This is a genomic window from Candidatus Pantoea floridensis (assembly GCF_900215435.1).
Classification (GTDB): Bacteria; Pseudomonadota; Gammaproteobacteria; order Enterobacterales; family Enterobacteriaceae; genus Pantoea; species Pantoea floridensis.
The window spans coordinates 563,029-589,357 of the sequence record NZ_OCMY01000001.1 but is presented as its reverse complement, the minus strand read 5'-3'; the positions used below and the strand labels follow the sequence as shown (position 1 = coordinate 589,357).

The 26,329-nt window shown below is 56.2% G+C and carries 25 protein-coding genes and 1 riboswitch; of the genes, 16 read left to right on the top strand and 9 right to left on the bottom strand.

The window, feature by feature from the left end:
* Nucleotides 1-318 precede the first annotated feature (318 nt).
* The gene (gene uvrB, locus CRO19_RS02805) at nucleotides 319-2,340 is read left to right on the top strand and encodes an excinuclease ABC subunit UvrB (protein WP_097094512.1); all 2,022 of its coding nucleotides are present in this window, start codon (nucleotides 319-321) and stop codon (nucleotides 2,338-2,340) included.
* Nucleotides 2,341-2,467: 127 nt separating this feature from the next.
* Here the strand turns inward: uvrB and CRO19_RS02800 are convergent, their stop codons facing one another.
* Nucleotides 2,468-3,370, bottom strand: a complete 903-nt coding sequence (locus CRO19_RS02800) for a gluconeogenesis factor YvcK family protein (protein WP_097094511.1) — start codon at nucleotides 3,368-3,370, stop codon at nucleotides 2,468-2,470.
* Nucleotides 3,371-3,566: 196 nt separating this feature from the next.
* Nucleotides 3,567-3,703, top strand: a riboswitch (molybdenum cofactor riboswitch).
* Here CRO19_RS02800 and moaA point away from each other — a divergent pair.
* The 7 genes from moaA (at nucleotide 3,692) to CRO19_RS02765 (ending at nucleotide 8,331) form a co-directional block, all read left to right on the top strand.
* Nucleotides 3,692-4,678, top strand: a complete 987-nt coding sequence (gene moaA / locus CRO19_RS02795; RefSeq protein ID WP_097094510.1) for a GTP 3',8-cyclase MoaA — start codon at nucleotides 3,692-3,694, stop codon at nucleotides 4,676-4,678. It overlaps the preceding riboswitch by 12 nt.
* Before the next feature lie 17 nt (nucleotides 4,679-4,695).
* On the top strand, nucleotides 4,696-5,211 hold the full coding sequence (moaB, locus tag CRO19_RS02790) for a molybdenum cofactor biosynthesis protein B (protein ID WP_097094509.1): 516 nt from the start codon (nucleotides 4,696-4,698) through the stop codon (nucleotides 5,209-5,211).
* 2 nt (nucleotides 5,212-5,213) lie between these two features.
* Complete coding sequence (gene moaC / locus CRO19_RS02785) at nucleotides 5,214-5,699, top strand: cyclic pyranopterin monophosphate synthase MoaC (RefSeq protein ID WP_097094508.1); 486 nt, start codon at nucleotides 5,214-5,216, stop codon at nucleotides 5,697-5,699.
* The gene (gene moaD, locus CRO19_RS02780; protein WP_097094507.1) at nucleotides 5,692-5,937 is read left to right on the top strand and encodes a molybdopterin synthase sulfur carrier subunit; all 246 of its coding nucleotides are present in this window, start codon (nucleotides 5,692-5,694) and stop codon (nucleotides 5,935-5,937) included. Before moaC ends, moaD begins: the two co-directional genes overlap by 8 nt.
* Before the next feature lie 2 nt (nucleotides 5,938-5,939).
* Nucleotides 5,940-6,392: a molybdopterin synthase catalytic subunit MoaE gene (moaE, locus tag CRO19_RS02775; RefSeq protein WP_097094506.1), complete on the top strand. Its 453-nt coding sequence runs from the start codon at nucleotides 5,940-5,942 to the stop codon at nucleotides 6,390-6,392.
* A gap of 80 nt (nucleotides 6,393-6,472) precedes the next feature.
* Nucleotides 6,473-7,567: a DUF1615 domain-containing protein gene (locus CRO19_RS02770; RefSeq protein ID WP_097094505.1), complete on the top strand. Its 1,095-nt coding sequence runs from the start codon at nucleotides 6,473-6,475 to the stop codon at nucleotides 7,565-7,567.
* A 56-nt stretch (nucleotides 7,568-7,623) separates the two neighbouring features.
* The gene (locus CRO19_RS02765) at nucleotides 7,624-8,331 is read left to right on the top strand and encodes a Bax inhibitor-1/YccA family protein (protein WP_097094504.1); all 708 of its coding nucleotides are present in this window, start codon (nucleotides 7,624-7,626) and stop codon (nucleotides 8,329-8,331) included.
* 72 nt (nucleotides 8,332-8,403) lie between these two features.
* Here the strand turns inward: CRO19_RS02765 and CRO19_RS02760 are convergent, their stop codons facing one another.
* Genes CRO19_RS02760 through CRO19_RS02750 form a run of 3 tightly spaced genes read right to left on the bottom strand, consistent with a single transcriptional unit; the run spans nucleotide 8,404 to nucleotide 11,380 of the window.
* On the bottom strand, nucleotides 8,404-9,378 hold the full coding sequence (locus CRO19_RS02760; protein ID WP_097094503.1) for a lysylphosphatidylglycerol synthase domain-containing protein: 975 nt from the start codon (nucleotides 9,376-9,378) through the stop codon (nucleotides 8,404-8,406).
* The gene (gene clsB / locus CRO19_RS02755; RefSeq protein ID WP_097094502.1) at nucleotides 9,378-10,622 is read right to left on the bottom strand and encodes a cardiolipin synthase ClsB; all 1,245 of its coding nucleotides are present in this window, start codon (nucleotides 10,620-10,622) and stop codon (nucleotides 9,378-9,380) included. Before clsB ends, CRO19_RS02760 begins: the two co-directional genes overlap by 1 nt.
* Complete coding sequence (locus tag CRO19_RS02750; protein ID WP_097094501.1) at nucleotides 10,619-11,380, bottom strand: endonuclease/exonuclease/phosphatase family protein; 762 nt, start codon at nucleotides 11,378-11,380, stop codon at nucleotides 10,619-10,621. Before CRO19_RS02750 ends, clsB begins: the two co-directional genes overlap by 4 nt.
* 177 nt (nucleotides 11,381-11,557) lie before the next feature.
* Between CRO19_RS02750 and CRO19_RS02745 the strand changes: the two genes are divergently transcribed.
* The 4 genes from CRO19_RS02745 (at nucleotide 11,558) to CRO19_RS02730 (ending at nucleotide 15,909) form a co-directional block, all read left to right on the top strand.
* Nucleotides 11,558-11,950 (top strand): YbhQ family protein, encoded by a 393-nt coding sequence (locus tag CRO19_RS02745; protein WP_097094500.1) that lies wholly within the window; start codon nucleotides 11,558-11,560, stop codon nucleotides 11,948-11,950.
* Nucleotides 11,951-12,165: 215 nt separating this feature from the next.
* Nucleotides 12,166-13,551 carry an ATP-dependent RNA helicase RhlE gene (gene rhlE / locus CRO19_RS02740; protein ID WP_097094499.1) on the top strand — a complete coding sequence of 462 codons (1,386 nt, stop codon included), beginning with the start codon at nucleotides 12,166-12,168 and terminating at the stop codon, nucleotides 13,549-13,551.
* A 4-nt stretch (nucleotides 13,552-13,555) separates the two neighbouring features.
* Nucleotides 13,556-14,506, top strand: a complete 951-nt coding sequence (dusC, locus tag CRO19_RS02735; RefSeq protein ID WP_097094498.1) for a tRNA dihydrouridine(16) synthase DusC — start codon at nucleotides 13,556-13,558, stop codon at nucleotides 14,504-14,506.
* A 194-nt stretch (nucleotides 14,507-14,700) separates the two neighbouring features.
* Nucleotides 14,701-15,909, top strand: coding sequence for an MFS transporter (locus CRO19_RS02730; protein WP_097094497.1), 1,209 nt, complete (start codon nucleotides 14,701-14,703; stop codon nucleotides 15,907-15,909).
* Here CRO19_RS02730 and ppk2 read toward each other — a convergent pair.
* The gene (gene ppk2, locus CRO19_RS02725) at nucleotides 15,906-16,826 is read right to left on the bottom strand and encodes a polyphosphate kinase 2 (RefSeq protein WP_097097568.1); all 921 of its coding nucleotides are present in this window, start codon (nucleotides 16,824-16,826) and stop codon (nucleotides 15,906-15,908) included. The genes CRO19_RS02730 and ppk2 overlap by 4 nt on opposite strands.
* Nucleotides 16,827-16,838: 12 nt before the next feature.
* Nucleotides 16,839-18,449, bottom strand: coding sequence for an inorganic phosphate transporter (locus CRO19_RS02720; RefSeq protein ID WP_097094496.1), 1,611 nt, complete (start codon nucleotides 18,447-18,449; stop codon nucleotides 16,839-16,841).
* 165 nt (nucleotides 18,450-18,614) lie between these two features.
* On the opposite strand from CRO19_RS02720, the gene CRO19_RS02715 reads away from it, so the two are divergent.
* Nucleotides 18,615-19,640: a transporter gene (locus CRO19_RS02715; protein ID WP_097094495.1), complete on the top strand. Its 1,026-nt coding sequence runs from the start codon at nucleotides 18,615-18,617 to the stop codon at nucleotides 19,638-19,640.
* Nucleotides 19,641-19,773: 133 nt separating this feature from the next.
* Here the strand turns inward: CRO19_RS02715 and CRO19_RS02710 are convergent, their stop codons facing one another.
* Both CRO19_RS02710 and CRO19_RS02705 read right to left on the bottom strand, forming a co-directional pair.
* Nucleotides 19,774-20,826 carry a L,D-transpeptidase family protein gene (locus CRO19_RS02710; RefSeq protein ID WP_097094494.1) on the bottom strand — a complete coding sequence of 351 codons (1,053 nt, stop codon included), beginning with the start codon at nucleotides 20,824-20,826 and terminating at the stop codon, nucleotides 19,774-19,776.
* Nucleotides 20,827-21,022: 196 nt separating this feature from the next.
* Nucleotides 21,023-22,837 carry a glycoside hydrolase family 15 protein gene (locus CRO19_RS02705; RefSeq protein WP_097094493.1) on the bottom strand — a complete coding sequence of 605 codons (1,815 nt, stop codon included), beginning with the start codon at nucleotides 22,835-22,837 and terminating at the stop codon, nucleotides 21,023-21,025.
* A gap of 118 nt (nucleotides 22,838-22,955) precedes the next feature.
* Between CRO19_RS02705 and CRO19_RS02700 the strand changes: the two genes are divergently transcribed.
* Nucleotides 22,956-23,732 carry an SDR family oxidoreductase gene (locus CRO19_RS02700; RefSeq protein WP_097094492.1) on the top strand — a complete coding sequence of 259 codons (777 nt, stop codon included), beginning with the start codon at nucleotides 22,956-22,958 and terminating at the stop codon, nucleotides 23,730-23,732.
* On the opposite strand, the gene CRO19_RS02695 is transcribed toward CRO19_RS02700, so the two are convergent.
* Nucleotides 23,733-24,308 carry a DedA family protein gene (locus CRO19_RS02695; RefSeq protein WP_097094491.1) on the bottom strand — a complete coding sequence of 192 codons (576 nt, stop codon included), beginning with the start codon at nucleotides 24,306-24,308 and terminating at the stop codon, nucleotides 23,733-23,735.
* 167 nt (nucleotides 24,309-24,475) lie between these two features.
* On the opposite strand from CRO19_RS02695, the gene CRO19_RS02690 reads away from it, so the two are divergent.
* Together CRO19_RS02690 and pbpG are read left to right on the top strand one after the other, a co-directional pair.
* Nucleotides 24,476-25,063, top strand: a complete 588-nt coding sequence (locus tag CRO19_RS02690) for a Yip1 family protein (RefSeq protein ID WP_097094490.1) — start codon at nucleotides 24,476-24,478, stop codon at nucleotides 25,061-25,063.
* 262 nt (nucleotides 25,064-25,325) lie between these two features.
* A complete protein-coding gene (pbpG, locus tag CRO19_RS02685) occupies nucleotides 25,326-26,264 on the top strand; it encodes a D-alanyl-D-alanine endopeptidase (RefSeq protein WP_097094489.1) in 939 nt (312 codons plus the stop codon).
* Nucleotides 26,265-26,329 lie beyond the last annotated feature (65 nt).

Below are 26,329 nucleotides of genomic sequence, written 5' to 3'. Positions count from 1 at the left end.
TCTGGGCTTTTAGGTGTAATTCAATTAAAACAGCAGGTTAGTTAAAATCAAGCCTGCGATTTATCTGCCTTGTCATCGGACTGCAATTTAATGACGCTCTCTTGACAAATGTTAAAAGCATCCTCGCTCTGGGGATAACATTGCGCAACAAGCATTTGCCTCATGCCGCTTAAAATGCACGGAAGAAATTTCCCTGCAGGAACGATTATCGTGCAACGGTACTGTGATTATGTCCAGTATTTTTTTCTGGCAAATTCGCCACAGCAGAGTAGAATTAGCAGCCTGCCCGCCGACTTCATCTGCTGGAACCGCTAAAACATGAGCAAAGCCTTTAAACTCAACTCCGCTTTCAAGCCTTCAGGCGACCAACCTGAGGCCATTCGCCGCCTGGAAGAGGGGCTGGAGGATGGACTCGCCCATCAAACGCTGTTGGGCGTAACCGGTTCAGGTAAAACGTTTACCGTTGCCAATGTGATTGCGGATCTCAATCGCCCGACGATGGTTTTGGCACCGAACAAAACATTGGCGGCGCAGCTGTACGGCGAGATGAAAGAGTTCTTCCCGGACAATGCGGTGGAGTTTTTCGTCTCTTACTACGATTACTATCAGCCTGAAGCCTATGTTCCCAGCTCCGACACTTTTATCGAAAAAGATGCCTCGGTGAACGAGCACATTGAACAGATGCGTCTCTCGGCGACCAAAGCGCTGCTGGAGCGTCGTGATGTGATCGTAGTGGCGTCGGTTTCCGCTATTTACGGTCTGGGCGATCCCGATCTCTATTTGAAAATGATGCTGCACTTAACGCGCGGCATGATTATCGACCAGCGCAGCATTCTGCGTCGTCTGGCAGAGCTGCAATATACCCGTAACGATCAGGCTTTCCAGCGCGGCACCTTCCGCGTGCGTGGGGAAGTGATCGATGTGTTCCCAGCCGAATCAGACGACATTGCGCTGCGTATTGAGCTGTTTGATGAAGAAGTTGAGCGGCTGTCGCTGTTTGATCCGCTTACCGGGCAGATTGACTCGGTGATCCCGCGTTTTACCGTTTATCCTAAAACGCACTATGTCACGCCGCGCGAGCGTATTCTGCAGGCGATGGAAGATATCAAAGTTGAACTGGTGGACCGCCGCAAGGTGCTGCTGGAGAACAATAAGCTGCTGGAAGAGCAGCGTATTTCTCAGCGTACCCAGTTCGACCTCGAAATGATGAACGAGCTGGGCTACTGCTCCGGTATTGAAAACTACTCACGCTATCTGTCCGGTCGCGGACCGGGCGAGCCGCCGCCAACCTTATTTGATTATCTGCCGGCTGACGGTTTGCTGGTGGTTGACGAATCGCACGTGACGATCCCGCAAATTGGCGGTATGTACCGCGGTGACCGCGCGCGTAAAGAGACGCTGGTGGAGTATGGCTTCCGCTTACCGTCGGCGCTGGATAACCGCCCGATGAAGTTTGAAGAGTTTGAGGCGTCCGCGCCGCAAACCATTTATGTGTCGGCCACACCCGGCAATTACGAGCTGGAAAAATCAGGCAGCGAAGTGATCGATCAGCTGGTGCGTCCAACCGGCCTGCTTGATCCGATCCTCGAAGTGCGACCGGTCGCGACCCAGGTCGACGATTTGTTGTCGGAAATCCGCAAGCGTGTCGAGATTAATGAGCGCGTGCTGGTTACCGTTTTGACCAAGCGTATGGCAGAAGATCTCACCGAATACCTTGTGGAACACGGTGAGAAGGTGCGCTATCTGCATTCGGATATCGATACCGTAGAACGTATGGAAATCATCCGCGATTTACGCCTCGGCGAGTTTGATGTATTGGTGGGCATCAACTTGCTGCGTGAAGGCTTGGATATGCCGGAAGTGTCGCTGGTGGCGATTCTCGATGCCGACAAAGAAGGTTTCCTGCGCTCTGAGCGTTCACTGATCCAAACCATTGGTCGCGCCGCGCGTAATATCAATGGGCGCGCGATTCTCTACGCCGATAAAATCACGCCATCAATGGAACGCGCGATGGGTGAAACGGAACGCCGTCGCGAGAAGCAGCAAAAATATAACGAAGAGAATGGCATTGTGCCGCAGGGGCTCAATAAGAAGATCACCGATATTCTTGAGCTGGGCAAAAACGTGGTTAAAACGCGCGGTAAAGGTAAAACCGCATCGCGCACTGCGGCAGAGGCGGAAGCCAACTATATGGCGCTTACGCCACAGGCGATGCAAAAGAAAATTCACGAGCTGGAAGGGCAGATGCAGCAACACGCGCAGAATCTGGAGTTCGAAGAAGCTGCCAGCGTGCGCGATCAGTTGCATCAGCTGCGCGAGCTGTTTATTGCGGCTTCCTGATCATTCATCCTGGTCGCCATGCATGGCGACCCTACGTGAACTCATCATGATCGCGCGGGAATGTATGGCGATCCAACGCCAATTCCGTGGGGTTTTCGTCAGGTGTGCATTGCGGCGCACCTGGAAACTAAACTGCCTGAATCGCGTGTTCCAGCGCAATGCGCAGCAGTTGGCGGTCGTGACGGTATTTAATATCGGCGGCTTCCAGCGGTTCGCGAATAATTAAACGATCTTCCACTCCGCTAATATCTGCGGCTGGACTTACCACCACCGCATCAATCACCCGTTTGCCAATGGCTTTCTCCATGATTGCCAGTTTGTCAGCAACATTCAGGCTGGCCGCTGCCGGACTCAGTTCACGACCAAGATTGCCAATAAATACCATGGTAGCGGGCGTGCGGCGCAGTGCGCGCGCCATATCTTCCATCAGCAATATTGGCATCAGGCTGGTGTAAAAACTGCCGGGGCCAATCAGAATCAAATCCGCTTCGCCTATCGCCTCGATCGCTTCGCGCGTGGGCAGCACGTTCGGGTGCAGCATCAACTCCTCGGGGGGCTGCTTCATCTCATCAATAGCGGTTTCCCCGTATACCATGTTGCCTTCGCCATCCTGTGCCACCAGATCAACAGGCTGTTCTGACATCGGAATGAGAAACGCATCCACTTTAAGCAAATTACGGATAATGTTGATGGCTTCCAGCGGACGTACGCTTAGGTGATCAAGCGCTTTCAGCATCAGGTTGCCAAGGTTATGCCCGGCCAGCTCACCATTGCCGCTAAAGCGGTACTCAAACATCGCGGTGGCGACGCTCGGTTCAGTGATCAGCTGATTGATACAGTTACGCATATCGCCCCAGGCAATGCCGCCTTCCGAGCGGCGAATGCGGCCGGTGGATCCGCCGTTATCGGTGGTGGTGACAATACCGGTTAAGCGCGAGCCCAACGGTGCCAGCGCTGACATCACGCGTCCAAGACCGTGCCCGCCGCCCAGCGCCACTACGCGATCCAAATCTGCCAGGGTTCGATTCATGTTTCTCCTTTGTCACTGCCGTCCTCGCATTGAGGCGTAGTTGAACTGATGTGCATCAATATCTGCGGCGTATTTTACCGTATCCTGTCGCGAAAATGCGGTGAAAAATACGTTATGTATCAATATATATAGCGAAATTCACTGATGGATGCTAATCGCTAATCGCGCTACCATTCGTTTTAACCGTGTTGTCCACAATGACAACAAACTCCCAAGCCTGGTTTCCTAAGTCGTGAAAGATATGGAATACAGGCCGCAGCATTGAGCTGCCAGGGTGCAGAAAGAAATGCCTGCATCTCCCGACTTTGGAAAGGTGTTCAGGTGCCACAATTTACAGATGCCTACGCGCGCAGCTTTTACTACTTGCGCCTGTCGGTCACGGATGTGTGTAACTTCCGTTGTACCTACTGCCTGCCGAACGGCTATAAGCCGAGCGGCACGCACAACAAAAGCTTTCTCTCGCTGGATGAGATTCGTCGCGTGACGCGTGCCTTTGCGGCGGCGGGCACTGAAAAAGTGCGGCTGACCGGCGGTGAACCTTCCATGCGTCGTGATTTTACCGACATCATCGCCGCGGTGCGGGAAAACGATGCCATCCGCCAGATTGCCATGACCACCAACGGATACCGCATGGCGCGCGACGTGCGAGCGTGGCGCGCAGCCGGTCTCACCCACATTAACGTCAGCGTCGATAGCCTCGACGCGCGCCAGTTTCACGCCATCACCGGACAAGACAAATTTGCCGAGGTGATGGCGGGCATCGATGCCGCCTTCGATGCCGGTTTCGAGAAAGTGAAAGTTAACAGCGTGCTGATGCGCGATGTGAACAGCCACAGCCTCAGCACCTTCCTTGAGTGGCTGCGCCTGCGGCCGATTCAACTACGCTTTATCGAGCTAATGGAAACCGGTGAAGGCAGCGATCTGTTCCATCGTCATCATATCTCCGGTGAAGTGATTCGCGACCAGCTGATTATGCAGGGCTGGCAGCGCCAGCCGCGCGGCCGCAGCGACGGGCCGGCGCAGGTGTTTCGTCATCCCGATTATCAGGGTGAAGTGGGCCTAATCATGCCGTACGAGAAAGATTTCTGCGCCAGCTGTAATCGCCTGCGCGTCTCAGCGATGGGTAAATTGCATCTGTGCCTGTTTGGCGACGGCGGCGTGTCGCTGCGCGATTTGCTGGCGTCTGACGATCAGCAAGCAGAGCTGCAGGCGCGCATTGCGCACAGCCTTGGGCAGAAAAAGCAGACGCACTTTCTGCATCAGGGCAATACCGGCATCACGCAAAACCTCTCCTTTATTGGTGGCTAAACACAGGAGTTATGGCCATGGGTAAACCTTCCGGCGAATTTATCGCCTTAAATGTAGCGGTAATGACCGTCTCTGATAGCCGTGATGCCAGTAATGACACATCCGGCGATTACCTGCGTGAAGCGCTGGCAGAAGCCGGGCATCAGGTGGTGGACCGCGCGATGGTGCCGGACAACCGCTATCGCATTCGTGCCACGGTATCGCGCTGGATCGCCAGCGACGATGTGCAGGTGGTGATTATCAATGGCGGCACCGGTTTCAACAGCAAAAACAGTACGCCTGAAGCCTTGCTGCCGCTGTTCGATCGTGAGATTGAAGGCTTTGGTGAACTGTTCCGCATGATCTCCTATGAAGAGATCGGAAGCTCAACGCTGCAGTCGCGCGCCGTTGCCGGTTTGGCCAATCAGACGCTGATTTTTGCCGTGCCGGGATCGACCAACGCCTGCCGCAGCGGCTGGGAGCGCATCATTGAAGATCAGCTGGATGCGCGTACCCGTCCGTGTAATTTTGTCTCTCATTTGAAGAAGTTGTAAGTATGTCATCCTTAACGCATATCAATGCCGCAGGCGAAGCCCACATGGTGGATGTCTCTGGTAAAACTGAAACGGTGCGCGAAGCACAAGCGGAAGCGCTGGTGCTGATGAGCGCAGAAACGCTGCAGATGATTATCGACGGCAGCCACCATAAAGGTGACGTGTTCGCCACCGCGCGTATCGCCGGCATTCAGGCGGCGAAACGCACCTGGGAACTGATTCCGCTGTGCCATCCGCTGATGCTGAGCAAGGTGGAAGTGGCCCTGATTGCTGAACCGGAACACAGCCGCGTGCGCGTCACTTCACTCTGTCGCCTGACGGGCAAAACCGGCGTCGAGATGGAAGCCTTAACCGCGGCGTCGGTCGCAGCGCTCACCATCTATGACATGTGCAAAGCGGTGCAAAAAGACATTGTCATCGATCAGCTGCGGTTGCTGAGCAAAAGCGGCGGTAAATCCGGGGATTTCAAGGCGGTGAGCCATGATTAAGGTGCTGTTTTTTGCCCAGGTTCGGGAATTAACCGGCACCAGCGCGCTGGAACTGGCACCGGACTATGCCGATGTTGCCACGCTGCGTGCGGCGTTAGCCGGGCAGGGCGACCGCTGGGCGCTGGCGCTGGAGTCTGGCAAATTGCTGGCGGCAGTGAATCAAACGCTGGTGCCTATGAGCCATCCGCTGCGCGCGGGTGATGAAGTGGCATTTTTCCCGCCGGTTACCGGAGGTTGAGCATGGAAACGCGAATTCGTGTCGGCACTGAGCTGTTCGACGTTGGCCAGGAATATAGCTTACTCTCCGCCCACGATAGCGATGGCGCAGTCGTCACGTTCACCGGCAAAGTGCGTAATCACAATCTCGGCGATGCTGTTGCGGCGTTAACGCTGGAACATTATCCCGGCATGACGGAAAAAGCGCTGGCGGATATTGTCGTCGAGGCGCGTCAGCGCTGGCCGCTACAGCAGGTAACGGTGATTCATCGCGTTGGCGAACTGTTCCCCGGTGATGAAATCGTGTTTGTTGGCGTCAGTAGCGCCCATCGCAGCAGCGCGTTCGCCGCCACCGAGTTCATTATGGATTACCTGAAAACCCGCGCGCCGTTTTGGAAGCGCGAAGCCACTGCCGAAGGCGATCGCTGGGTTGATGCGCGTGACAGCGATCATCAAGCCGCTGAGCGCTGGAGCTAGCGCGCAAAATCTTCCCGCTCCGATAGCGGCAGACCACTGAAAACGTTAAGGTACGGTTTTTGTTGGCGTCAGGGAGCAGGATGAAAACCACGAAAATTGTGAAGGGCGCAGCAGTGCTGGCTGCGCTGGTGCTGGCCGGTTGTAGCACGAAAAAAGAGCCGCAGGCACCGGCGCGTCAGCCTGCTGATGTCAAAAGTCAGATCCAGCAGCTGTTGCCCAGCGACGTGAAACAGAAATCCGCCTGGGCTGACGATATCTATACCGCTTTCCGCGTGCAGCAAATCGATCCCAGCGCCAGCAACATTTGCGCGGTGATTGCGGTTACCGATCAGGAATCCAACTTCAGTGCCGATGCGGAAGTGCCGGGCTTACCTAAAATTGCCTGGGGTGAAATCGATCGCCGCGCCGCCAAGGTGCACGTTCCGGCGTTTCTGGTGCGCACCGCGCTGCTGATTAAATCGCCGAATGGCGAAAGCTATGCGGCACGACTGGATAACGTGCGCAGCGAGAAAGAGCTGAGCGCCATTTTCGATGATTTCATTGATATGGTGCCGATGGGGCAGAAGCTATTTGGCAATCTCAACCCGATCCACACCGGTGGGCCGATGCAGGTCAGCATTGCGTTTGCCGAAGCGCATGCCAAAGGGTATCCGTATGCGGTGGATGGATCGATTCGCCGCGAGGTCTTCACCCGACGCGGTGGCATCTACTTCGGTACGCTGCATTTGCTCGGCTATCCAGCCGATTACAGCCAGATGCTGTACCGCTTCGCCGACTTCAATGCCGGCTGGTACGCCAGCCGCAATGCCGCCTTCCAGGCCGCGATCGCACGCGCCAGCGGTATCAAGCTGGCACTGGATGGCGATTTGATCATGTATGGCAGCGAGCAGGCCAGCTCCACCGAACTGGCGGTGCGCAGCCTGAGCAAGCAGCTGGATATGAGCAACCGCGAAATTCGCCGCGATCTGGAGAAGGGCGACACCGCCGACTTCGCCACCAGCACGCTGTGGAAACAGACCTTTATTCTTGCCGATAAGATGGCCGGCAAACGAGTGCCGCGTGAAATGCTGCCGGGCATTAAGCTGGAGAGCCCGAAAATCACCCGCAACCTCACCACCGCGTGGTTTGCCCAGCGCGTAAATGGCCGCTATCAACAGTGCTTGACGCGCCGTTGACGCAAACGGGTGTACACTCCACACTTACCTATTGTTTCGCATTAATGAGGTGCTTCATGGACCGATATCCACGTAATGATTCAATCGTGCAGCAGGCATCCACCTCGCTGCAGACCTATATGGCGCAGGTGTATGGCTGGATGACCTGCGGCTTACTGCTCACCGCGTTTGTTTCGTGGTTCGCTGCTCGCACACCGGCTGTCATGGAATTGGTGTTTGCGAACCGTATTACTTTCTTTGGACTGATCATCGCGCAGCTGGCGGTGGTATTTGTGCTGTCGGGTATGGTGCATCGTTTAAGCGGCACGCTGGCAACCGGGCTGTTTATGCTCTATTCGGCGCTCACCGGGCTGACGATGGCGAGTATTTTCCTCGTCTACACCTATTCATCCATTGCCAGCACTTTCTTTGTAACGGCGGGGATGTTCGGGGCGATGAGCTTCTACGGTTACACCACCAAGCGCGACCTGAGCCGTTTTGGCAGCCTGCTGTTTATGGCGCTGATAGGTATTCTGCTGGCGTCGCTGGTAAACTTCTGGCTGAAAAGCCCGGCGTTGATGTGGGCAATTACCTATATCGGCGTGGTGGTGTTTGTGGGTCTCACCGCGTATGACACGCAGAAGCTGAAAGCGATTGGTGAGAACATCAACGTGAATGACAAAGAGAACCTGCGTCGAACCTCAATTATGGGCGCGCTAACGCTGTATCTCGATTTCATTAACCTGTTCCTGATGCTGCTGCGTATTTTCGGCAACCGCCGCTAAACCTCGCATATCTTCGTAGGGTCGCCATTCCTGGCGACCAGGTCGGCGTCAATGCCGACCTTACGATGATCTTTAGCGCGAAACCGATTTCTCCATCTTCTGCTCATTCTTCTGGCGCAAATGTTTTGCGCGACTCTCCAGCCACAAATAGAGCACCAGCGCGACTAACAGCGGCAGAATAAAATAGAGCACGCGATAGGCGAGCAGCGCCGCGATAATGGTGCCGTGCGAGGCATGTTGCCCACTCAGCAGCGCCAGGAAAACCGCTTCCAACACGCCGATCCCGGCCGGGATATGAATAATGACGCCGGCAATACTGCTGATCAGCAGCACGCCCAGCACGATAGGATAATCAACCTGACGTGCCAGCAGCAGCCAAATGATCATCCCCATCACCATCCAGTTGGCGCAGGAAACTGCAAACTGAAACAGTGCCATACGCAGCGACGGCAGCTGCAGATGCTGGCCTTTCACCGTCCAACGGCGTTTCTTCGCGAAGGCACAGGCCCATAAATAGATCGCCACTGTCACTAACAGCACTGCGCCAATGATGCGCAGCGTGGTTTCGCCAATAAACCACCCGGAAGGAATGGGCACCATGCCCGCCGCGAATACCACGCCAGCCAGCAAAATATAGCCGAGCCAGTTGGTGGCGATGCTCAGCGAGAAAATGCGTGTGATGGTGTTGCCCGGCAGGCCAAGCCGCGAATAAAGCCGATAGCGCATCGCCACGCCGCCCACCCAGGTGCTGAGCGTCAGGTTGAAGGCATAGCAGATAAATGACACCAGCATTACCTGGCGTTTCGCCAGCTTATGCCCGCAGTAGGCGCGTCCAATCAGATCGTACAGGCCATACGTTAGATAACTCACTATCACCAGCACGGCGGCGCTCAGCACCACGTAACGGTTGTAGCCGACGATAACCGTATAGACATCTTCCCAGTTCACCTTGCGCGCATAGATCACCAGCAGCACGATCACCGCAATAAAAAAGAGCGCAGTAAGGATCTTCTTTGCCAGTTGCCAGCGTGGATTCTTTTTCGACATTAGGATTTTGCTCCTGGATTATCGGCTTCGACCCGATCCTGAGTTTCCATTTCGGGTTGTACGGGCGGAGCAACCTGTGACAGGCGCGGCGTATGGGCAGGCAACCAACCGGCGATGGCAGGGAAGTGGCGTAAGAAGTGGAACACAATGATACCTTTGGTCAGCTGCCACCAATTGCGCGGCGGCAGCTTGTCATCCTCTACGCGCACGCAATCGTGCTGCAGCAGCAGTTCCAGATTCTCACGCAGCGCCTGATTGAAGGCGCGATCGTGTACTATCAAATTCGCTTCCAGATTGAGCGATAAACTCAGCGGATCGAGGTTGCTCGATCCTACCGTTGACCACTGCTCATCCTGCACCGCAATTTTGCCGTGCAGCGGGCGACGGCAGTATTCATACACCTCCACGCCGCCGTCGACTAAATAGTTGTACAGCAGCTCAGCGCCCACTTTGACGATCGGCATATCGGGTTCGCCTTGCACAATCAGCCTGACGCGTACGCCGCGTTGGGCCGCGCTGCGCATCTCACGCAGTAGGCGATAGCCGGGGAAGAAGTAGGCATTAGCGATAATCACATCCTTCTTCGCCTTGCGTAGCATAGCGAGATAGTGCTGCTCGATATCGTCGCGATGTTCATCGTTATCGCGATAGACAAACAGCACCTGAGCCTCGCCAGGCAGGGCGTTGACTGCCGGACGATGCGATCGCCCGCCCCACCAGCGCCGCGTGTGCTGTTCGCTGCCCATCTGCTGCTGCACGTATTGGGTAATATCCAGCACCACCGGACCTTTTACTTCTACGGCATAATCCTGCTTGGACTGGGCGCCGTAATCGGTATTGTGCTCAGCGGAGAAGTTAATGCCGCCAACAAAGGCGATCACCTCATCGATCACCACAATTTTGCGATGCAGACGGCGGAACACATTGGTGCGCATACCAAGCACCAGCGGGCGCGGATCGTAATAGATAAAGCGCACGCCGGCGGCCGTCAGGCTATCGACAAAGTGGTCAGATAGTTCATGCGAGCCGTAACCATCCACCATCACCTCTATTTTCACGCCGCGCTGGGCCGCCTGCAGCAAGGCTTCATGCAGATCGGTACCGACTTCATCCTCGAACAGAATAAAGGTTTCCAATAGCAGCGTGCGTTCGGCGCGCGCGATAGCGCCTAGCACGCGCGGGAAGAACTGGTCACCATTTTCTAATAGACGGAGCTGATTACCGTCGCGCCAACTAAAACTCATAGGAAAATCTCCACCGCTAACGGCGCGTGATCGGACAGGTGGGACCAGGGTTTCACCGGTAACGCCCAGGGTTTACTCACCGTAGCATTGCGGATATAGATGCGATCGAGCCTCAACAGCGGGAAACGTGCCGGGAAAGTGCGGGCGGGGCGACCAGTTTTGATACTGAACACTTCCTCTAACCCGACGGCACGTTTAAGAAAGCGGTTGGCGCTCACCTGCCAGTCGTTAAAATCACCGGCCACCACGACAGGCGCATCTGGCGGCAGCGTAGCAATGAAGTCGCACATCATCTTCATCTGTGCCTGGCGGTGCTTCTCTTTCAACCCCAGGTGCACGCAGAACACATGCAGCGGTTCGCTACGATCTGGCAGGCGGATCTGGCAGTGCAACATGCCGCGTTTTTCACTTCCTGCCACAGAAATATCGCGGTTTTGATATTCAACGATGGGGAAACGTGACAATATCGCGTTCCCGTGATGTCCCTCAGGATAAACGGCGTTGCGGCCATAGGCGAAATCGTCCCACATGGTATCGGCCAGAAACTCATAGTGTGAGGTTTCCGGCCAGTTCTCGATGTGCAGCGAATGGATCGCGTGGGTGCCCATCACCTCTTGCAGGAAGACGATATCCGCGGAGGTTGCGCGGACAGCATCGCGCAATTCCGGCAGGATAAAGCGGCGATTGAAGCTGGTGAACCCCTTGTGGGTATTGATCGTCAGGACTTTAAATGAAAATCCTTGCGTATTTTGTGGCATACTGCGACGCGCTCCTTTTCATCATCAACAGCCCAAAGTGTAGTCTTTGTCACAAATGAGTGGTGTTGAGGGCTGAAAATTAGGGCGTAATCTGAAATTTGCTTTACATTGAGGAAGTTCGTCTGGCCTCCAGCCAGATACACTTGGGCGACCTGTTGGGTCTGCCAGGAGAAGAGAATGAAATGGTCTAATCGTGTTCAGATTGTTACCGGACAAACCTGTTTGCACATTGCGATGCACCTGTTGGTGGTTGCAGCGCTGGTTTGGGGCTGGAAACATAGGGCGCTGGTTGAAGTGAGCAGTACCCTGGTGGCAGCTTATGCGGTGGTATTTATTACCATGCTGGTCATGCAGCGTAGTGCCCGTTTACGTAGAATGGGTGATTCCCTTGAAGAGGTAACCACCACTTACTACTTTGGTGCAGCCATGTTAACGCTGTTCCTGATCTCCCGCTTTATCCACAACAACCTGCTGATCGGTTTGCTCGGCGTAGTGATGTTGGTTGGTCCGGCGCTGGTTTCATTGCTGGCGAAAGAGCCAGTGCAGCGCATCGAGAAGAAGCGCAGTTGATCGCTTAAGGACCGCAGTAATGCGGACCTGACGAAAAGGAGCCGAATGCGGCTCCTTTTTTTATGGATGCTGTGGCCGCGGAAAGCTGCTAAACTCGCGCCCTTACGCATGGTAGTTTGTGCCCTTTTCACACGTGAGCCCCGCGCTTGCGTCATATCCCTCCTGAAAACTACACCGCTAACGGCGGTCAGGACGGTTCGGAGTAATACACCTGCATGTCATTTGACTCTCTCGGCTTAAGTGCCGATATTTTGCGTGCGGTAGCAGAACAAGGCTACCAAGAGCCGACGCCAATTCAGCGTCAGGCAATCCCCGTGGTGCTGGCTGGTCGTGACCTGCTGGCAAGCGCCCAGACCGGCACCGGTAAAACTGCCGGCTTTACGCTGCCGTTGCTGCAGCGTCTGACTGCAAAACCGTCGACGGCGCGTGGCCGCCGTCCGGTGCGTGCGTTAATCCTCACCCCGACCCGCGAACTTGCGGCACAGGTTGGCGAGAACGTGCGCGAGTACAGCCAATATCTCGATATCCGTTCGCTGGTAGTCTTCGGTGGCGTGAGCATTAACCCGCAGATGATGAAACTGCGCGGCGGCGTTGACGTGCTGGTGGCAACACCGGGTCGTCTGCTCGATCTGGCGCATCAGAACGCGGTTGATCTGTCGCAGGTCGAAATCCTCGTGCTGGATGAGGCGGACCGTATGCTCGACATGGGCTTCATCCATGACATCCGTCGCGTGCTGGCGCGTTTGCCTGCGAAGCGTCAGAACCTGCTGTTCTCCGCGACCTTCTCTGATGAGATCAAAACGCTGGCGGAAAAGCTGCTCACCAACCCAGAACAGGTTGAAGTGGCGCGTCGTAACACCGCGTCTGAGCAGGTTTCACAGCAAGTGCATTTCGTGGATAAGAAGCGCAAGCGGGAACTGCTGTCGCTGATGATTGGTCGTGATAACTGGCAGCAAGTGCTGGTGTTCACCCGTACCAAACACGGCGCGAATCATCTTGCTGAGCAACTAAATAAAGACGGCATTACCGCCGCCGCCATCCACGGCAATAAGAGCCAGGGCGCACGTACCCGTGCATTGGCTGACTTCAAATCTGGCGGCATTCGCGTGCTGGTGGCCACAGACATCGCGGCGCGTGGCCTCGACATTGAAGAGCTGCCGCACGTGGTGAACTATGAGCTGCCAAACGTGGCCGAAGACTACGTGCACCGTATCGGTCGTACCGGTCGTGCGGCCGCAACCGGTGTTGCACTGTCGCTGGTGTGCGTGGATGAACACAAACTGCTGCGCGATATTGAGCGCCTGCTGAAGCGTGAAATCCCGCGCATTGAGCTGCCAGGTTTCGAAGTCGATCCGAGCATTAAAGCGGAACCGATTCAGAACGGTCGTCAGCAGCAGGGCGGTGGTCGCGGTCAGGGCCGTGGTCAAGGCCAGGGCCGCGGTCAGGGCGGCAACGTCTCGCGCCCGCACAGCGGCAATGCGCCACGTCCGCAGGGTGAAGCGCGTTCAGCGCGTCGTCCAGCGCAGGGCGCAGGTCAGGCGGCTCCAGCGGCGAACAGCGGTCGTCGTCGTCCGGCACCGAAGAAAACCGGGAACGCCTAACGTCATGAGGGTTTTGCTGGCGCCGATGGAGGGCGTGCTCGATTCGCTGGTGCGTGAGCTGCTCTCCGGGGTGAATGATTATGATTTGTGCGTGACCGAGTTTTTGCGCGTGGTCGATCAGCTGCTGCCGGTAAAATCCTTCTATCGTTTATGTCCTGAGCTGCATAACCATAGCCGCACGCCATCAGGCACGCGCGTTCGCATGCAGCTGCTTGGGCAATATCCCGAATGGCTGGCAGAGAACGCCGCGCGTGCGGTGGAACTCGGTTCGTGGGGCGTGGATCTCAACTGCGGCTGTCCATCGAAGTTGGTGAACGGCAGCGGTGGCGGCGCCACTTTGCTGAAAGATCCTGAACTGATCTACCGCGGCGCGAAAGCGATGCGTGAAGCGGTGCCGGATCATTTGCCGGTAACGGTGAAAGTGCGCCTTGGCTGGGATGCCAGCGATCGTCGCTTTGAAATCGCCGATGCCGTGCAGCAAGCTGGAGCCAGCGAGCTGGTGGTGCATGGTCGAACCAAAGAAGACGGCTATCGCGCCGAAAGTATCAACTGGCAGGCGATTGGCGAAATTCGTCAGCGTCTGCGCATTCCGGTGATCGCTAACGGCGAAATCTGGAACTGGCAGGATGCGCAGGATTGCATGCGCATTACCGGCTGCGATGCGGTGATGATTGGCCGCGGAGCGCTCAACGTGCCGAACCTGGCGCGCGTGGTGAAGTACAACGAAGCACCGATGCCGTGGTCCGAAGTGGTGGCACTCTTGCTGAAGTACACCCAGCTGGAGAAGCAGGGCGATACCGGCATGTATCACGTGGCACGCATCAAGCAGTGGCTTGGCTATCTGCGCAAGGCCTATCACGAAGCCGACGGCTTATTCAGTGAAGTTCGCACCCTCAAAGTCTCCGCCGAGATCGCCACAGCGATAGAGCGGCATGCGGCCGCGATAATCGCTTAATACCGCAAAAAATTGCCTGTGTATGCCGGTGCGCATCAATGTGCACCCTACGAAACCCTCGTAGGGTCGCCATTCATGGCGACCGTATCAATCAAATGTGGTTAAAACTTTATAACTAAAAAATCTGCGATCTATTAGCAGGCTAAGGTTATAGTGGTTGACTCCTTTCATCATTGTTTTCGATGCCATTTCCCATGTCTGACGCCGCTGTACTGAGTAACGCTCAGTTAAATAAACGCATTCTCTCCGTCATTATTTTCACTTTCTTTTGCTACCTTTCGGTGGGTTTACCGCTTGCGGTGCTGCCGGGATTCGTGCATAACCAGCTCGGTTTCAGCTCATTCATCGCCGGATTGATCATCAGTCTGCAATACTTCGCCACCCTATTAAGCCGCCCACATTCGGGGCGTCTGGCGGATCGCTTGGGTCCAAAACGCGTGGTGATGATGGGATTGCTGTTCTGCGGCATGAGCGGTGTGCTATCGATTCTCGCCGCGCTGTGCAGCGACGTGCCGATGTTGAGCCTGGCGCTGCTGGCGGCCGGACGTCTGTTCCTCGGCGTAGGTGAAAGCTTCAGCAGCACCGGATCCACCTTATGGGGCATGAACATCGTCGGTCCGCTGCAAACCGCGCGCGTCATCTCGTGGAACGGCGTAGCCACCTATTTCGCCATGGCGATTGGTGCGCCGCTCGGCGTACTGCTGAATCAGTGGTTTGGCATCAGCGGCTTTGCCGGTTTGGTGGCGATCATGGGCGTTGCGGGCTTCTGGATGGCGAGCCGCAAAGCGAGCGTCAGCGTCACGGCCGGCGTGCGTATTCCGTTTCATCGCGTGGTCAGCCGCGTGTGGATGTTTGGTCTGGCGCTCGGCTTTGGCACTATTGGTTTTGGCGTTATCTCAACGTTTATCACCCTTTATTTCGCCAGCCGCGACTGGAGCGGCGCGGCGTTTGCGCTCACCTTATTCAGCCTGGGCTTCGTGGTGGTTCGCCTCGGGTTTGGCCGCTATATCACCCGCTTTGGTGGCTTGAAAGTGTCGCTGGTGTCATTGGTGCTGGAGTGCGCTGGATTGCTGTTGATTTGGCAGGCCGACAGCGTGTGGCTGGTAGATGTTGGGGCATTTCTCACCGGCGGCGGCTTCTCGCTGGTGTTCCCGGCGCTTGGCGTTGAGGCGGTGAAGCGGGTGCAGCAGCAGGATCAGGGCTCGGCGCTTGGTACCTATTCGGCCTTCCTCGACTTAGGGCTGGGATTAACCGGTCCGGTGGCGGGTTTGCTGATTGGTCACTGGGGCATGCAGTCGGTGTATCTGGCGGCGGCGTTAATGGTGCTGGGTGCCTTTGGCCTGACGCTGCGTCTGCAACAGCTGCACGGCCGCCAGCCAGCCGTGCAAACTGCGAGCGATTAATACTTCTCTGGCACCACCATGTGCTCAGGTACTGGCGCGCGGCGATAGTCTTCCGAACGTTCGCGCGGCGGTAACATAACCGGTTTGGCTTCACTCTCTTCGTACGGCATCTGCTGCAGCAGATGACTAATACAGTTGAGACGCGCACGTTTTTTATCCACGCCTTGCACCACCCACCACGGTGCTTCGGGGATGTTGGTGCGTTCCAGCATCTCCTCTTTCGCCTCAGTGTAATCTTCCCAGCGGCGACGGCTTTCGAGGTCCATTGGGCTCAGTTTCCACTGCTTAAGCGGATCGTGAATGCGGCTGAGGAAACGCAGCTCCTGTTCTTCATCGGTGATTGAGAACCAGTATTTAACGATCTGGATGCCGCTGCGCGTCAGCATTTTTTCAAACTCTGGCACGCTGCGGTAAAACTCTTCCACTTCCTCTTCGTTGCAGAAACCCATGACGCGCTCCACGCCTGCGCGGTTATACCAGCTGCGGTCAAACATCACGATCTCACCGGCAGCCGGCAGATGCGCTATGTAACGCTGGAAGTACCACTGGGTTTTTTCGCGATCGTTAGGCGCGGGCAGGGCGGCTACGCGGCAGGTTCGCGGATTCAGACGTTGAGTAATACGTTTGATCACGCCGCCTTTCCCCGCCGCATCGCGGCCTTCAAACAGAATCACCACGCGATGGCCGGTGCGCATCACCCAATCCTGCAGCTTCACTAGCTCGCCCTGCAGATGTAGCAGCTCGCGGAAATAGCGGCGGCGAAACGCTTTGTCGCCCTCGGCCTGCGTCTCACCGTTATCATTGAAGCGCAGGTCGTCCAGCTCCATTTCCAGCTCTTCGTCGTAGCTGTCGTAAAACTCCTGCAGCAGACGCTGATTAAAGGTCTCGCTGTGGAAGCTGTTGTCGTGTGTCGCCATCATTTTCTCCCATTACAGGTGGATAAACAGGGCGTAAAGGAGCCCCGAAAGTAAGACAGAAACCGGCAGCGTCAGTACCCAGGCCATCGCCAGATTGCGAATGGTGGCGAGTTGCAGACCTGAGCGGTTGGCGGCCATCGATCCGGCGACGCCAGAGGAGAGTACATGGGTGGTGGAAACCGGCAGGCCGAAGACGTCGGCTGCGCCGATGGTCGCCATTGCCACCAGCTCGGCGCTGGCACCTTGCGCGTAGGTGAGATGCGTTTTGCCGATGCGCTCACCCACGGTGACCACGATGCGGCGCCAGCCCACCATGGTGCCAAGGCCCAGCGCAATCGCCACCACCACCTTCACCCACATCGGGATAAAGCGCGTGGCGGCATCCAGTTCTTTTTTTACCGCCGTCAGATTGCGCGCGGTCTCTTCCGGCAATGCCACTTTGGCATTTTGCAGATGTTTAATGGTTTCCGACGCCAGATACATCTCGTTGCGCGTGTTGGTCACCGCCTGCACCGGGATGTTCTCCACCGCGCCATAGCGGCGAATCTGGTCACCGATATCGCCCAGCATCATGCCGAGTGCAGGTAATACCTGCGGACGGTTTTGGCTGGTGCGCACGAATTCGGTCAGTACCTCGCGCGGCGCAGGCATCGCGGCGGGCGCCGGTTGCAGCGTCAGCAGCTGCTGTTCGGTGACCTGTGTTAAGGCGGCGACGCGCGGGATTTGCTCCGGCGGCAGCGAGCGGTTCAGGGCATAGGCAATCGGCATGGTGCCGACCAGAATCAGCATGATTAAGCCCATGCCTTTCTGCCCGTCATTCGAACCGTGCGCGAAGGAGACGCCGGTGCAGGTGAGGATCAGCAAGCCGCGGATCCACACCGGCGGCGGCTGATTGCCTTTCGGCGCTTCATACAGTTGGCGATTGCGGATAAACGCTTTCATCGCCAGCAGCAACAACCCGGCGCAGATAAAGCCGACAACCGGCGACAGCAGCAGCGCGTAGCCCACTTTAATCGCCTGATCCCAATCGACACCGCTGGTGCCGCTGCGCCCGTGCAGCAACGCATTCGCCACGCCAACGCCGATGATCGAACCGATTAGCGTATGGGATGAAGAGGCGGGCAAGCCGAAATACCAGGTGCCGAGGTTCCAGATAATTGCCGAAAACAGCAGCGCATACACCATGGCAAAACCGTGGCCGCTGCCCGCTTGCAGAATCAGTTCTACCGGCAGCAGCGAAATGATGCCGAACGCCACCACGCCGCTGGAGAGCAGCACGCCGAGGAAATTACAAAAACCGGACCACATCACCGCCACGCCGGGCGACAGCGAATGGGTGTAAATCACCGTGGCGACGGCGTTGGCGGTATCGTGGAAACCGTTCACAAATTCAAAGCCGAGCGCAATAATCAGCGCCACGCCAAGCAGCAGGAATGGCGTGTAGCTGGTCACCGGTGCGCCAGTCTCTTCAACGTCGTTAAACAGGTTGATGCCCGCATACAGCAGGCCAGCCATCAGCAGCAGCACAAAGATCAGGCGTGAGGCAGGACCGTTGCCTCGATTAAGGTTCGGGCGTCCGTTATGGGACGAGGAGGTCGATGCGGGTAAACTGTTTTCAGCCATAAAACACCTCAGTGTTAAATCACGATGCTCGAACGGCACCCTTTGACTTCCAGTGTGATACGGGGTTTGTATGACAGAATGATGATGGTGAACGGCCAGTGTCATATTGCTGCAACATCCCTGTCGCACCCTGTGGATCTGACCGCTTCGGAATGACCTGCTGCTATGCTCCAGCCCGTGTTACCGCTTGCCTCCCTGCCGGACTTCAATAACGAAGTGGCCGGACTGATTCATGGTTATCTGTTTACCCCGGCGTCGCCGCCACAGCGGTTAAATGCGCGTGAAGCCTCACAATTGGCGCAGCAACAGCTGCCGGAATCGACCTTTCTTTGGCTGCACATAAATCTTAATCACGCACGTGCTGAACGTTGGGTTCAGGACCACTTTGGCGTAGACCGCGATTTTTTCGATGAGATACATTCAGCTTCACCGCGCACCCGTTTAGCCCATCAAAACGATGCGCTGCTGGCGGTGCTCAATGACGTCACCTTCAGTAAAGAGGAGCGCAGCACCCAGAATGCCACGCTGTGGATGTGGTGCTGCCCGCATGTGATTGTCACCGCGCGCTTTCGGCCCGTTGGCATGATTGAGCGTATGCATCAGCAGATCGACAAGCTGGTGTTTGCGGAGTCCGATGCGATGCTGCTGTGGCTGCTGGGCGAGCAGGAGGCGCAGCTGGAACAGGTGGTGCGTCGCTCCAGTCAGGCGGTGGACGCCATTGAAGAGCGCCTGTTGAGTGCGGCGATCAAAACTAACCGTCATGAACTGGGTCATTTACGCCGCATGCTGTTGCGCGTGCAGCGCCTGCTGGCACCCGAACCCGCGGCGCTGTTTCGTTTGCTAAATCGCCCGCCTCAATGGCTAAAGCGCGAACCGCTGGGTGAGCTGCGTATCTTCACCGAAGAGTTCAGCGTGGCGCTGAATGATTTGGCTGGGCTAATGGAGCGGATCCGTTTGTTGCAGGAAGAGATTGCCGCGCGTCTGATGGAGCAGAGCAACCGTACGCTGTTCTTGCTTACGGTGATAACCGTGCTGGCGCTGCCGATCAATATCGTGGCGGGTTTTTTTGGCATGAACGTCGGCGGCATTCCGCTGGCGAGCAATCCGCATGGCTTTCTGCTGCTGGTGTTAGTGGTGCTGGCGTTCACGTTAGTGGCGGGCTGGCTGGCATTTCGACGACCGCGTGATTGAGGTGGCCAGGTCGCCATAAATGGCGCCCCTACATAACCCTGATGATTTTTTCGTAGGGTCGCCATTCATGGCGACCTGGCTAATCGCACGCACAAAAAAGCCAGCCCGCAGGCTGGCTCATCACAACACGTAATTACAGGCTGGTAGCCGGCTGAGCAGCAGGCGCTGCGCCGTTAGCACCCTGCGGCGTCATCGGTTCTTCTTTCGGCGTTGCGTCAGAAGATTCTTGTACCGGCACCGGTGCTGGCTGGGCTTCACCTGCTGGGCCATTAATTTTGATCGGCATACCGTTACGCGCCTGGATTGCGTTATTCACCGCATCCTGGTTGGTGCTGGCATCGGCAATCACTTTGGTCACCGCAGACGTCAGGTTAATCGGCACCAGCTCACGAGAGTTGAACTGCTCTTCGGTGGTCGACAGCGGATTGTGGACTTCAATGTAGCGCGAACCGTCTGGCTCAACGCTCGCTTTCACCGGCTGATCGATGAACTGGACGCGGGTGCCGACTGGCACGTTGTCGAACAGCCATTTAATGTCGTCAGAGCGCAGACGCACACAGCCGTGGCTCACGCGCAGGCCGATGCCGAAGTTGGCATTAGTACCGTGAATGGCATACAGGCGGCCAATGTAGAGCGCATGCAGTCCCATCGGGTTATCTGGACCCGCCGGGAACACGGCTGGAATGCTTTCACCACGCGCTGCGTATTCCGCGTGCATCGCTTTGGTTGGCGTCCAGGTTGGGCCATCTTTCTTACGCTCAACCTTGGTGATCCAGTTCATTGGCGTATCTTTACCCAATTCGCCGATGCCGATTGGCAGCACGACCACGGTCTTGGTGCCTTTCGGGTAATAGTAAAGACGCATCTCAGCGCTGTTGATCACGATGCCTTCACGCGGCGCGTCAGGCAAAATCAGCTGCTGCGGGATGATCATTTTAGTGCCAGCTTTCGGCAGATAAACGTCAACACCCGGATTGGCTTCGAGCATATTGCTGAGGCCCATCTGATACTGCGCAGCAAAGGCTTCCAGCGGAAGTTTGCTGTCATCAGGAACGGTGATTTCAATATTTTCGCCGATCAGACGGCTATTAGCCGGCGGCAGCGGATAGACTACTGCAAATGCCGACTGGCTGAACGCCGCCAGTGCGAGGGCGAGTGAAGCGAACGCGCGAATGCTCATTTTCATGTTTTTCAAGTCGTTATGGCCATGTTTCAGGCTTGTCAGTGTGTCGAATCCATCGTGGTCAGTATGACCCGCTGCGCATTATATGTGCATTGGTGCATTGATGGAAATCAGGATTTTCGCTGGCTGAAGATACTTTACGCAATTCCTTGTGTTTACCAGACAATTCTCTTAGCTCCTCAGCCCAAAATGTGAATTTTTAAGGCTGCCACAGCGTCACTTCATTACTCAATTTACGATTGAGGAAAAAAGCGGCACTGATCAGCGCCAGATGCGACAGCGCCTGCGGCATATTACCCAATGCATTGCCGTGAGAGGTAAATTCTTCGGCGTACAGGCCAACCGGATTGGCGTAGCTCAGCAGCTTCTCAAACTCAAAATGTGCTTCATGCACCCGCCCGGCGCGCGCCAGACACTCTACGTACCAGAAGGAGCAGGCCGCAAAGGAGCCTTCTCCGCCACTTAATGCATCGGCAGGCGTCTCATGAATGTTATAGCGGCGCACTAAACCATCGCTCACTAAATGGGTTTTAATCGCATCCAGCGTGGCCAGCCAATCTGGATCGGTTGAGCTGACAAAGCGCACCAGCGGCATCAGCAGCATCGAGGCATCAAGGAAGTTTCCGCCACGTGTCGCGGTGAAGTGGCCCAGCTCAGGATTCCAGAAGTTTTGCCAGATATCATCGCGGATCTCGCTGCGCACGCGATCCCAGCGTTCATAGGGCATTGGCAGCGAACGCTTCATACCCAGCCGCAGTGCGCGATCGAGTGCCACCCAACACATTAAACGCGAATGCAGGAAATGCTCCGGTTCACCGCGCATCTCCCAAATGCCGGCATCGGGTTGATTCCAGTTCACGCAGACATAATCGATCATGTCGGAGACATACTTCCAGCCGCGCTGCGAAATCGCCTCGCCATATTTGTTGGCGAGATAAATGGCATCCATCAGCTCGCCGTAAATATCGAGTTGGGTTTGGCGCCAGGCATCATTGCCGATGCGCACCGGACGTGAATTAGCGTAGCCGGAAAGATTGAGCAGCTCGGTTTCATGCAGCTCGGTGCCGCTATCCAGGCGATACATCACCTGCAGATGTGGGGTGTCGTCGTGACTGTGCTCAACGCAGCGGCCGACCCACTTAGTGAAATCTCGCGCTTCTTCGGTGTAGCCAAGGCGCATCAGCGCATACATGCTGAACGAGGCGTCGCGAATCCATGAGGCGCGATAATCCCAGTTGCGCTCACCCCCCAATTCCTCCGGCAAACCAAAGGTGGCGGCGGCGGCAATCGAACCGTGCTGATGTGAGGTCAACAGCTTGAGCGCCAGCGCCGAACGCGTCACCTGTTCCTGCCAGCGCCCACGATACGAACTGTGGCTGCTCCAGCGTCGCCAATATTCCAGCGTGTCGCGGAAGCACTGTTCGGTGGCAATTTTCGCCACGTTTGGATCGTCATCGTTACCAAAAATAAACTCGGCGCACTCACCGGCTTTCAGGGTGAACTCCGCCACTGCGCTGTGGTTCTCGCGCGTCATCACCACCGTGGCGCTGAGGCGTAAAGCCGGTTGTCCTGCGGCCAGAAAAGCGATACCACCAGGACGCACTTCGGTGGTGGTTTCTGCGCGCGCATAATCGTGGCGCGGCGCGCACAGCAGATGGAACTTCGCCGTGCCGCGCACCATTTTCACGCGACGTACCAGACGCGGCACTTTGCTGTGCTCGTCGCAGATCGGCATGTAATCGGTGATCTCCGCCACGCCCGCATCGTCCAGCCAGCGGGTTTGCAGAATATTGGTATCGGGCAGATAGAGCTGCTGCTGGCGGGCATTTTTCCAGTCGGGGGCGAGAGAGAAGAGTCCGGCTTCGTCGCTATCGAGCAGCGCAGCAAATACCGAAGGGCTATCAAGCTCTGGCCAGCAGAGATAATCGATGGTGCCGTCGTTGGCGATCAGTGCGCAGGTGCGTAAATCACCAATCACACCGTGGTCGTCTATTCTGCGTTTAATGTCGCTCATCTTGCCCCCCTTTGCGGTATGTAATGGTTAACTATAGACGCAACGGCAGATTCGGCGGCACTGAGGCACAGAAGGATAACTTCTATACTGTTAAGACACCCTCAATCAGGAGAATGTTATGAGTTCAGGAAAACAGAAAGTCGCCGTGGTTACCGGTTCCAGTTCTGGCATTGGTCGCAGTTGTGCGGTGATGCTGGCCGAAGCGGGCTATACGCTTGGCATCACCTGGAGTTCGGATGAAGAGGGCGCCCAGGAAACCGCACGTATGGTGGAGAGTCGTGGACAGATGGCGCAGGTGCGGCAGGTTGCCCTTGCCGATCCGCAAGCCGGCGGGCAACAACTGGCGCAGCTGATCAACTCGCTGGGGCGCATTGACGTGCTGGTGTGCAACGCGGGCGTGATGACCAAAGCTGACTTTCTCGATGTCACTTTTGAGGATTGGCGCAAAGTGTTTAATGTGGATGTCGATGGTGCTTTTATCTGTGGGCAGATTGCCGCAAGGCATATGGTCGATCAGGGCGACGGTGGACGTATTATCAATATCACTTCGGTGCATGAACACACGCCGCTACCGGACGCCAGCGCCTATACCGCCGCGAAACATGCACTCGGTGGCCTGACCAAATCAATGGCGTTGAGCTTATTGCCGCACCATATTTTGGTCAACGCGGTGGCGCCGGGCGCAATTGCCACGGCGATGAATGATATGAAAGATGACGAGCAAGGCCGACGTATGCCGGAGATCCCGATTGGACGTCCCGGCGATACGCGTGAGGTGGCGAGCTTAGTGGCCTGGCTCTGCTCGGAATGGGCAACCTACACCACCGGACAATCTTTCATTGTCGACGGTGGTTTTATGCTGGCGAATCCGCAGTTTAAAGGTTATCACTCGTAATTAACCCGCGCGGCGGCGGTTCCAGTGGCGAATAATGTAGCGCAGCACGATGCCAAAAATAACCGCCGCCGCTAACCACAATACGGGTTTGAGGTGCTGATCGATCTTATGCAGCCACGGCGCAACGATCTCGCCAGCAAAGTAGCCGATAGAGACAAAAATCAGTGACCATAGCGCGGCGCCGATGACGTTAAGAATAAAGAAACGCAGCGGCTTAAGGCGGCTGGTGCCAATGATGATTGGCCCCACAATGCGGAAGCCATACATAAAGCGCACGCCGATGACGAATAAACTAGGGTGTTTCTGAATCAGCCGATTGGCTTTGCCAATGGTTTCCTGATGTTTGCGGAAACGGCGCAGAATGCGTGTACCGTAGCGGCGTCCCAGCCAAAACAACAGCTGATCGCCAATAATGCCGCCAATCATCGCGGCCAACACCACGCCGGTGAAGTGCAGCAAGCCTTCATGCGCCGCAACCCCGCCCAGTAAGGTGAAGGTTTCTCCTTCGGCGATACAGCCAATCAGCAGCGCCAGATAGCCGTATTGGCTAATTAATCCATTGATATCGAGATGCAAATCATCCTCCCTGTAAATGTTGAGACTGTTACCAGTTTATACGCCAGCGCCTTTATTTGTAGGGTTAGCCGCAAAAACAGCGGCGACGATTATACTTGAGAGACGCTGCCTGCGTTGTCGAGGTCTTTTGCTTTAGGGGCAGCCCCTTGCATTAGAGGAGTAACCGTATGAATCATGTCTGGGGTTTACTGGCGCATCCTGGTCAGGAAATGCGCGATATTAAACAGGAAAATGAGAGCGTTTCGCACCATTACACCCATCATGTTCTGCTAATGGCGGCGATCCCGGTGATCTGCGCCTTCATCGGCACCACGCAACTGGGCTGGAATCTGGGCGAAGGGCAGTTCGTACTACTCAACAGGCTGACCGGTATCGGTTTGGGCATTCTGTTCTACCTGATGATTCTTGGTGGCGTTGCCGTGATGGGGCGTGTGATTCACTGGATGGCGCGTAATTATCCGCAGCGCCCGAGCCTGCAACGCTGCACCGTGTTTGCGGGCTATGTGGCAACGCCGCTGTTCCTTAGTGGTTTGGTGGCGCTCTATCCGCTGGTGTGGCTGTGCGTATTGGTCGGCGCGATTGCGCTGGTTTACACCGGTTATCTGCTTTACGTCGGGATCCCGGTATTCCTGAGTATTGACCGTGATGAAAGTCTGCGCTTCTCCGGCTCAACATTGGCGATAGGGGTGCTGGTGTTCGAGGTGCTGCTGGCGCTGACGGTGGTTATCTGGGGATATGGTCCACGGTTATTCTGAGGCTATCCTGGTCGCCATGAATGGCGACCCTACAAAACCGCCCCCTTAAGGTCGCCATTCATGGCGACCGACAAACGAAATCGCACTCAACCCAAAAGGTCGCCATTCATGGCGGCCTTTTAACGCCTGGAAACAATCTCGTTAAGAAATTTCTCAGGGAAGTGCGTATGATACTGCAGCCAGCCCGCATCCCGTCTGGCTTGATGTGGGCGGCCTGTGTGTTTACACAGCGCAAAACTCCTGACCGGATTTTTTTGACACGATGTCTGCAAAAATGCGTATTTCCCTGCTGTCGCTGGCGCTGTTTGTCGCCGCGCCAGCCGCTGTGACACCCGCGCTCGCTGCGCCGGCCGTACTCTCAAACCTGGCGCCGATTGCCCAACCGCAAATCGCCTCCGGCAGCGCGATGATCGTCGATCTGGAAAACAACAAAGTGCTGTTTTCCAGTCATCCTAACCGCGTACGCCCAATTGCTTCGCTGACCAAGCTAATGACGGCGATGGTGGTACTGGATGCCAAACTGCCGATGGATGAAATGCTGTCGGTCGATATCAGCCACACGCCTGAAATGCGCGGCGTATTTTCCCGCGTCAAACTGAACAGTGAAATCAGCCGCCGCAACATGCTGCTGCTGGCGCTGATGTCGTCGGAGAACCGCGCGGCCGCCAGCCTGGCGCACCACTATCCGGGCGGTTACGATGCTTTTATTCGTGCCATGAATGCCAAAGCACGTGCGCTCGGTATGACGCATACGCGTTATGTGGAACCGACCGGCTTGTCGATTCAGAACGTTTCCAGCGCGGAAGACCTGATAAAGCTGGCGAAAGCTACACGTCAGTACCCGCTGATTGGTGAGTTAAGCACCACCAAAGAAGACACGGCGGTATTTAAACATCCGAATTATGCGCTGCCGTTCCGTAACACCAACCATTTGGTGTACAAAAACGACTGGCGTATCCAGCTGACCAAAACCGGTTATACCGATGAAGCGGGGCACTGCCTGGTGATGCGCACGGTGATCAATAACCGTCCGGTGGCGCTGGTGGTACTGGACGCGTTTGGAAAATACACCCATTTTGCCGATGCCAACCGTCTGCGTGACTGGCTGGAAACCGGTAAAGCCGCACCGGTTCCGGCCGCGGCGCTGGCGTACAAAAAGCAGAAGTCAGGCCTGACGGCCAGCAATAGCGAGGCGGAATAGCGCGCTTGTTTTGGTCGCCATGAATGGCGGCCCTACAGGTCATCGGCGGTATGTCGTAGGGTCGT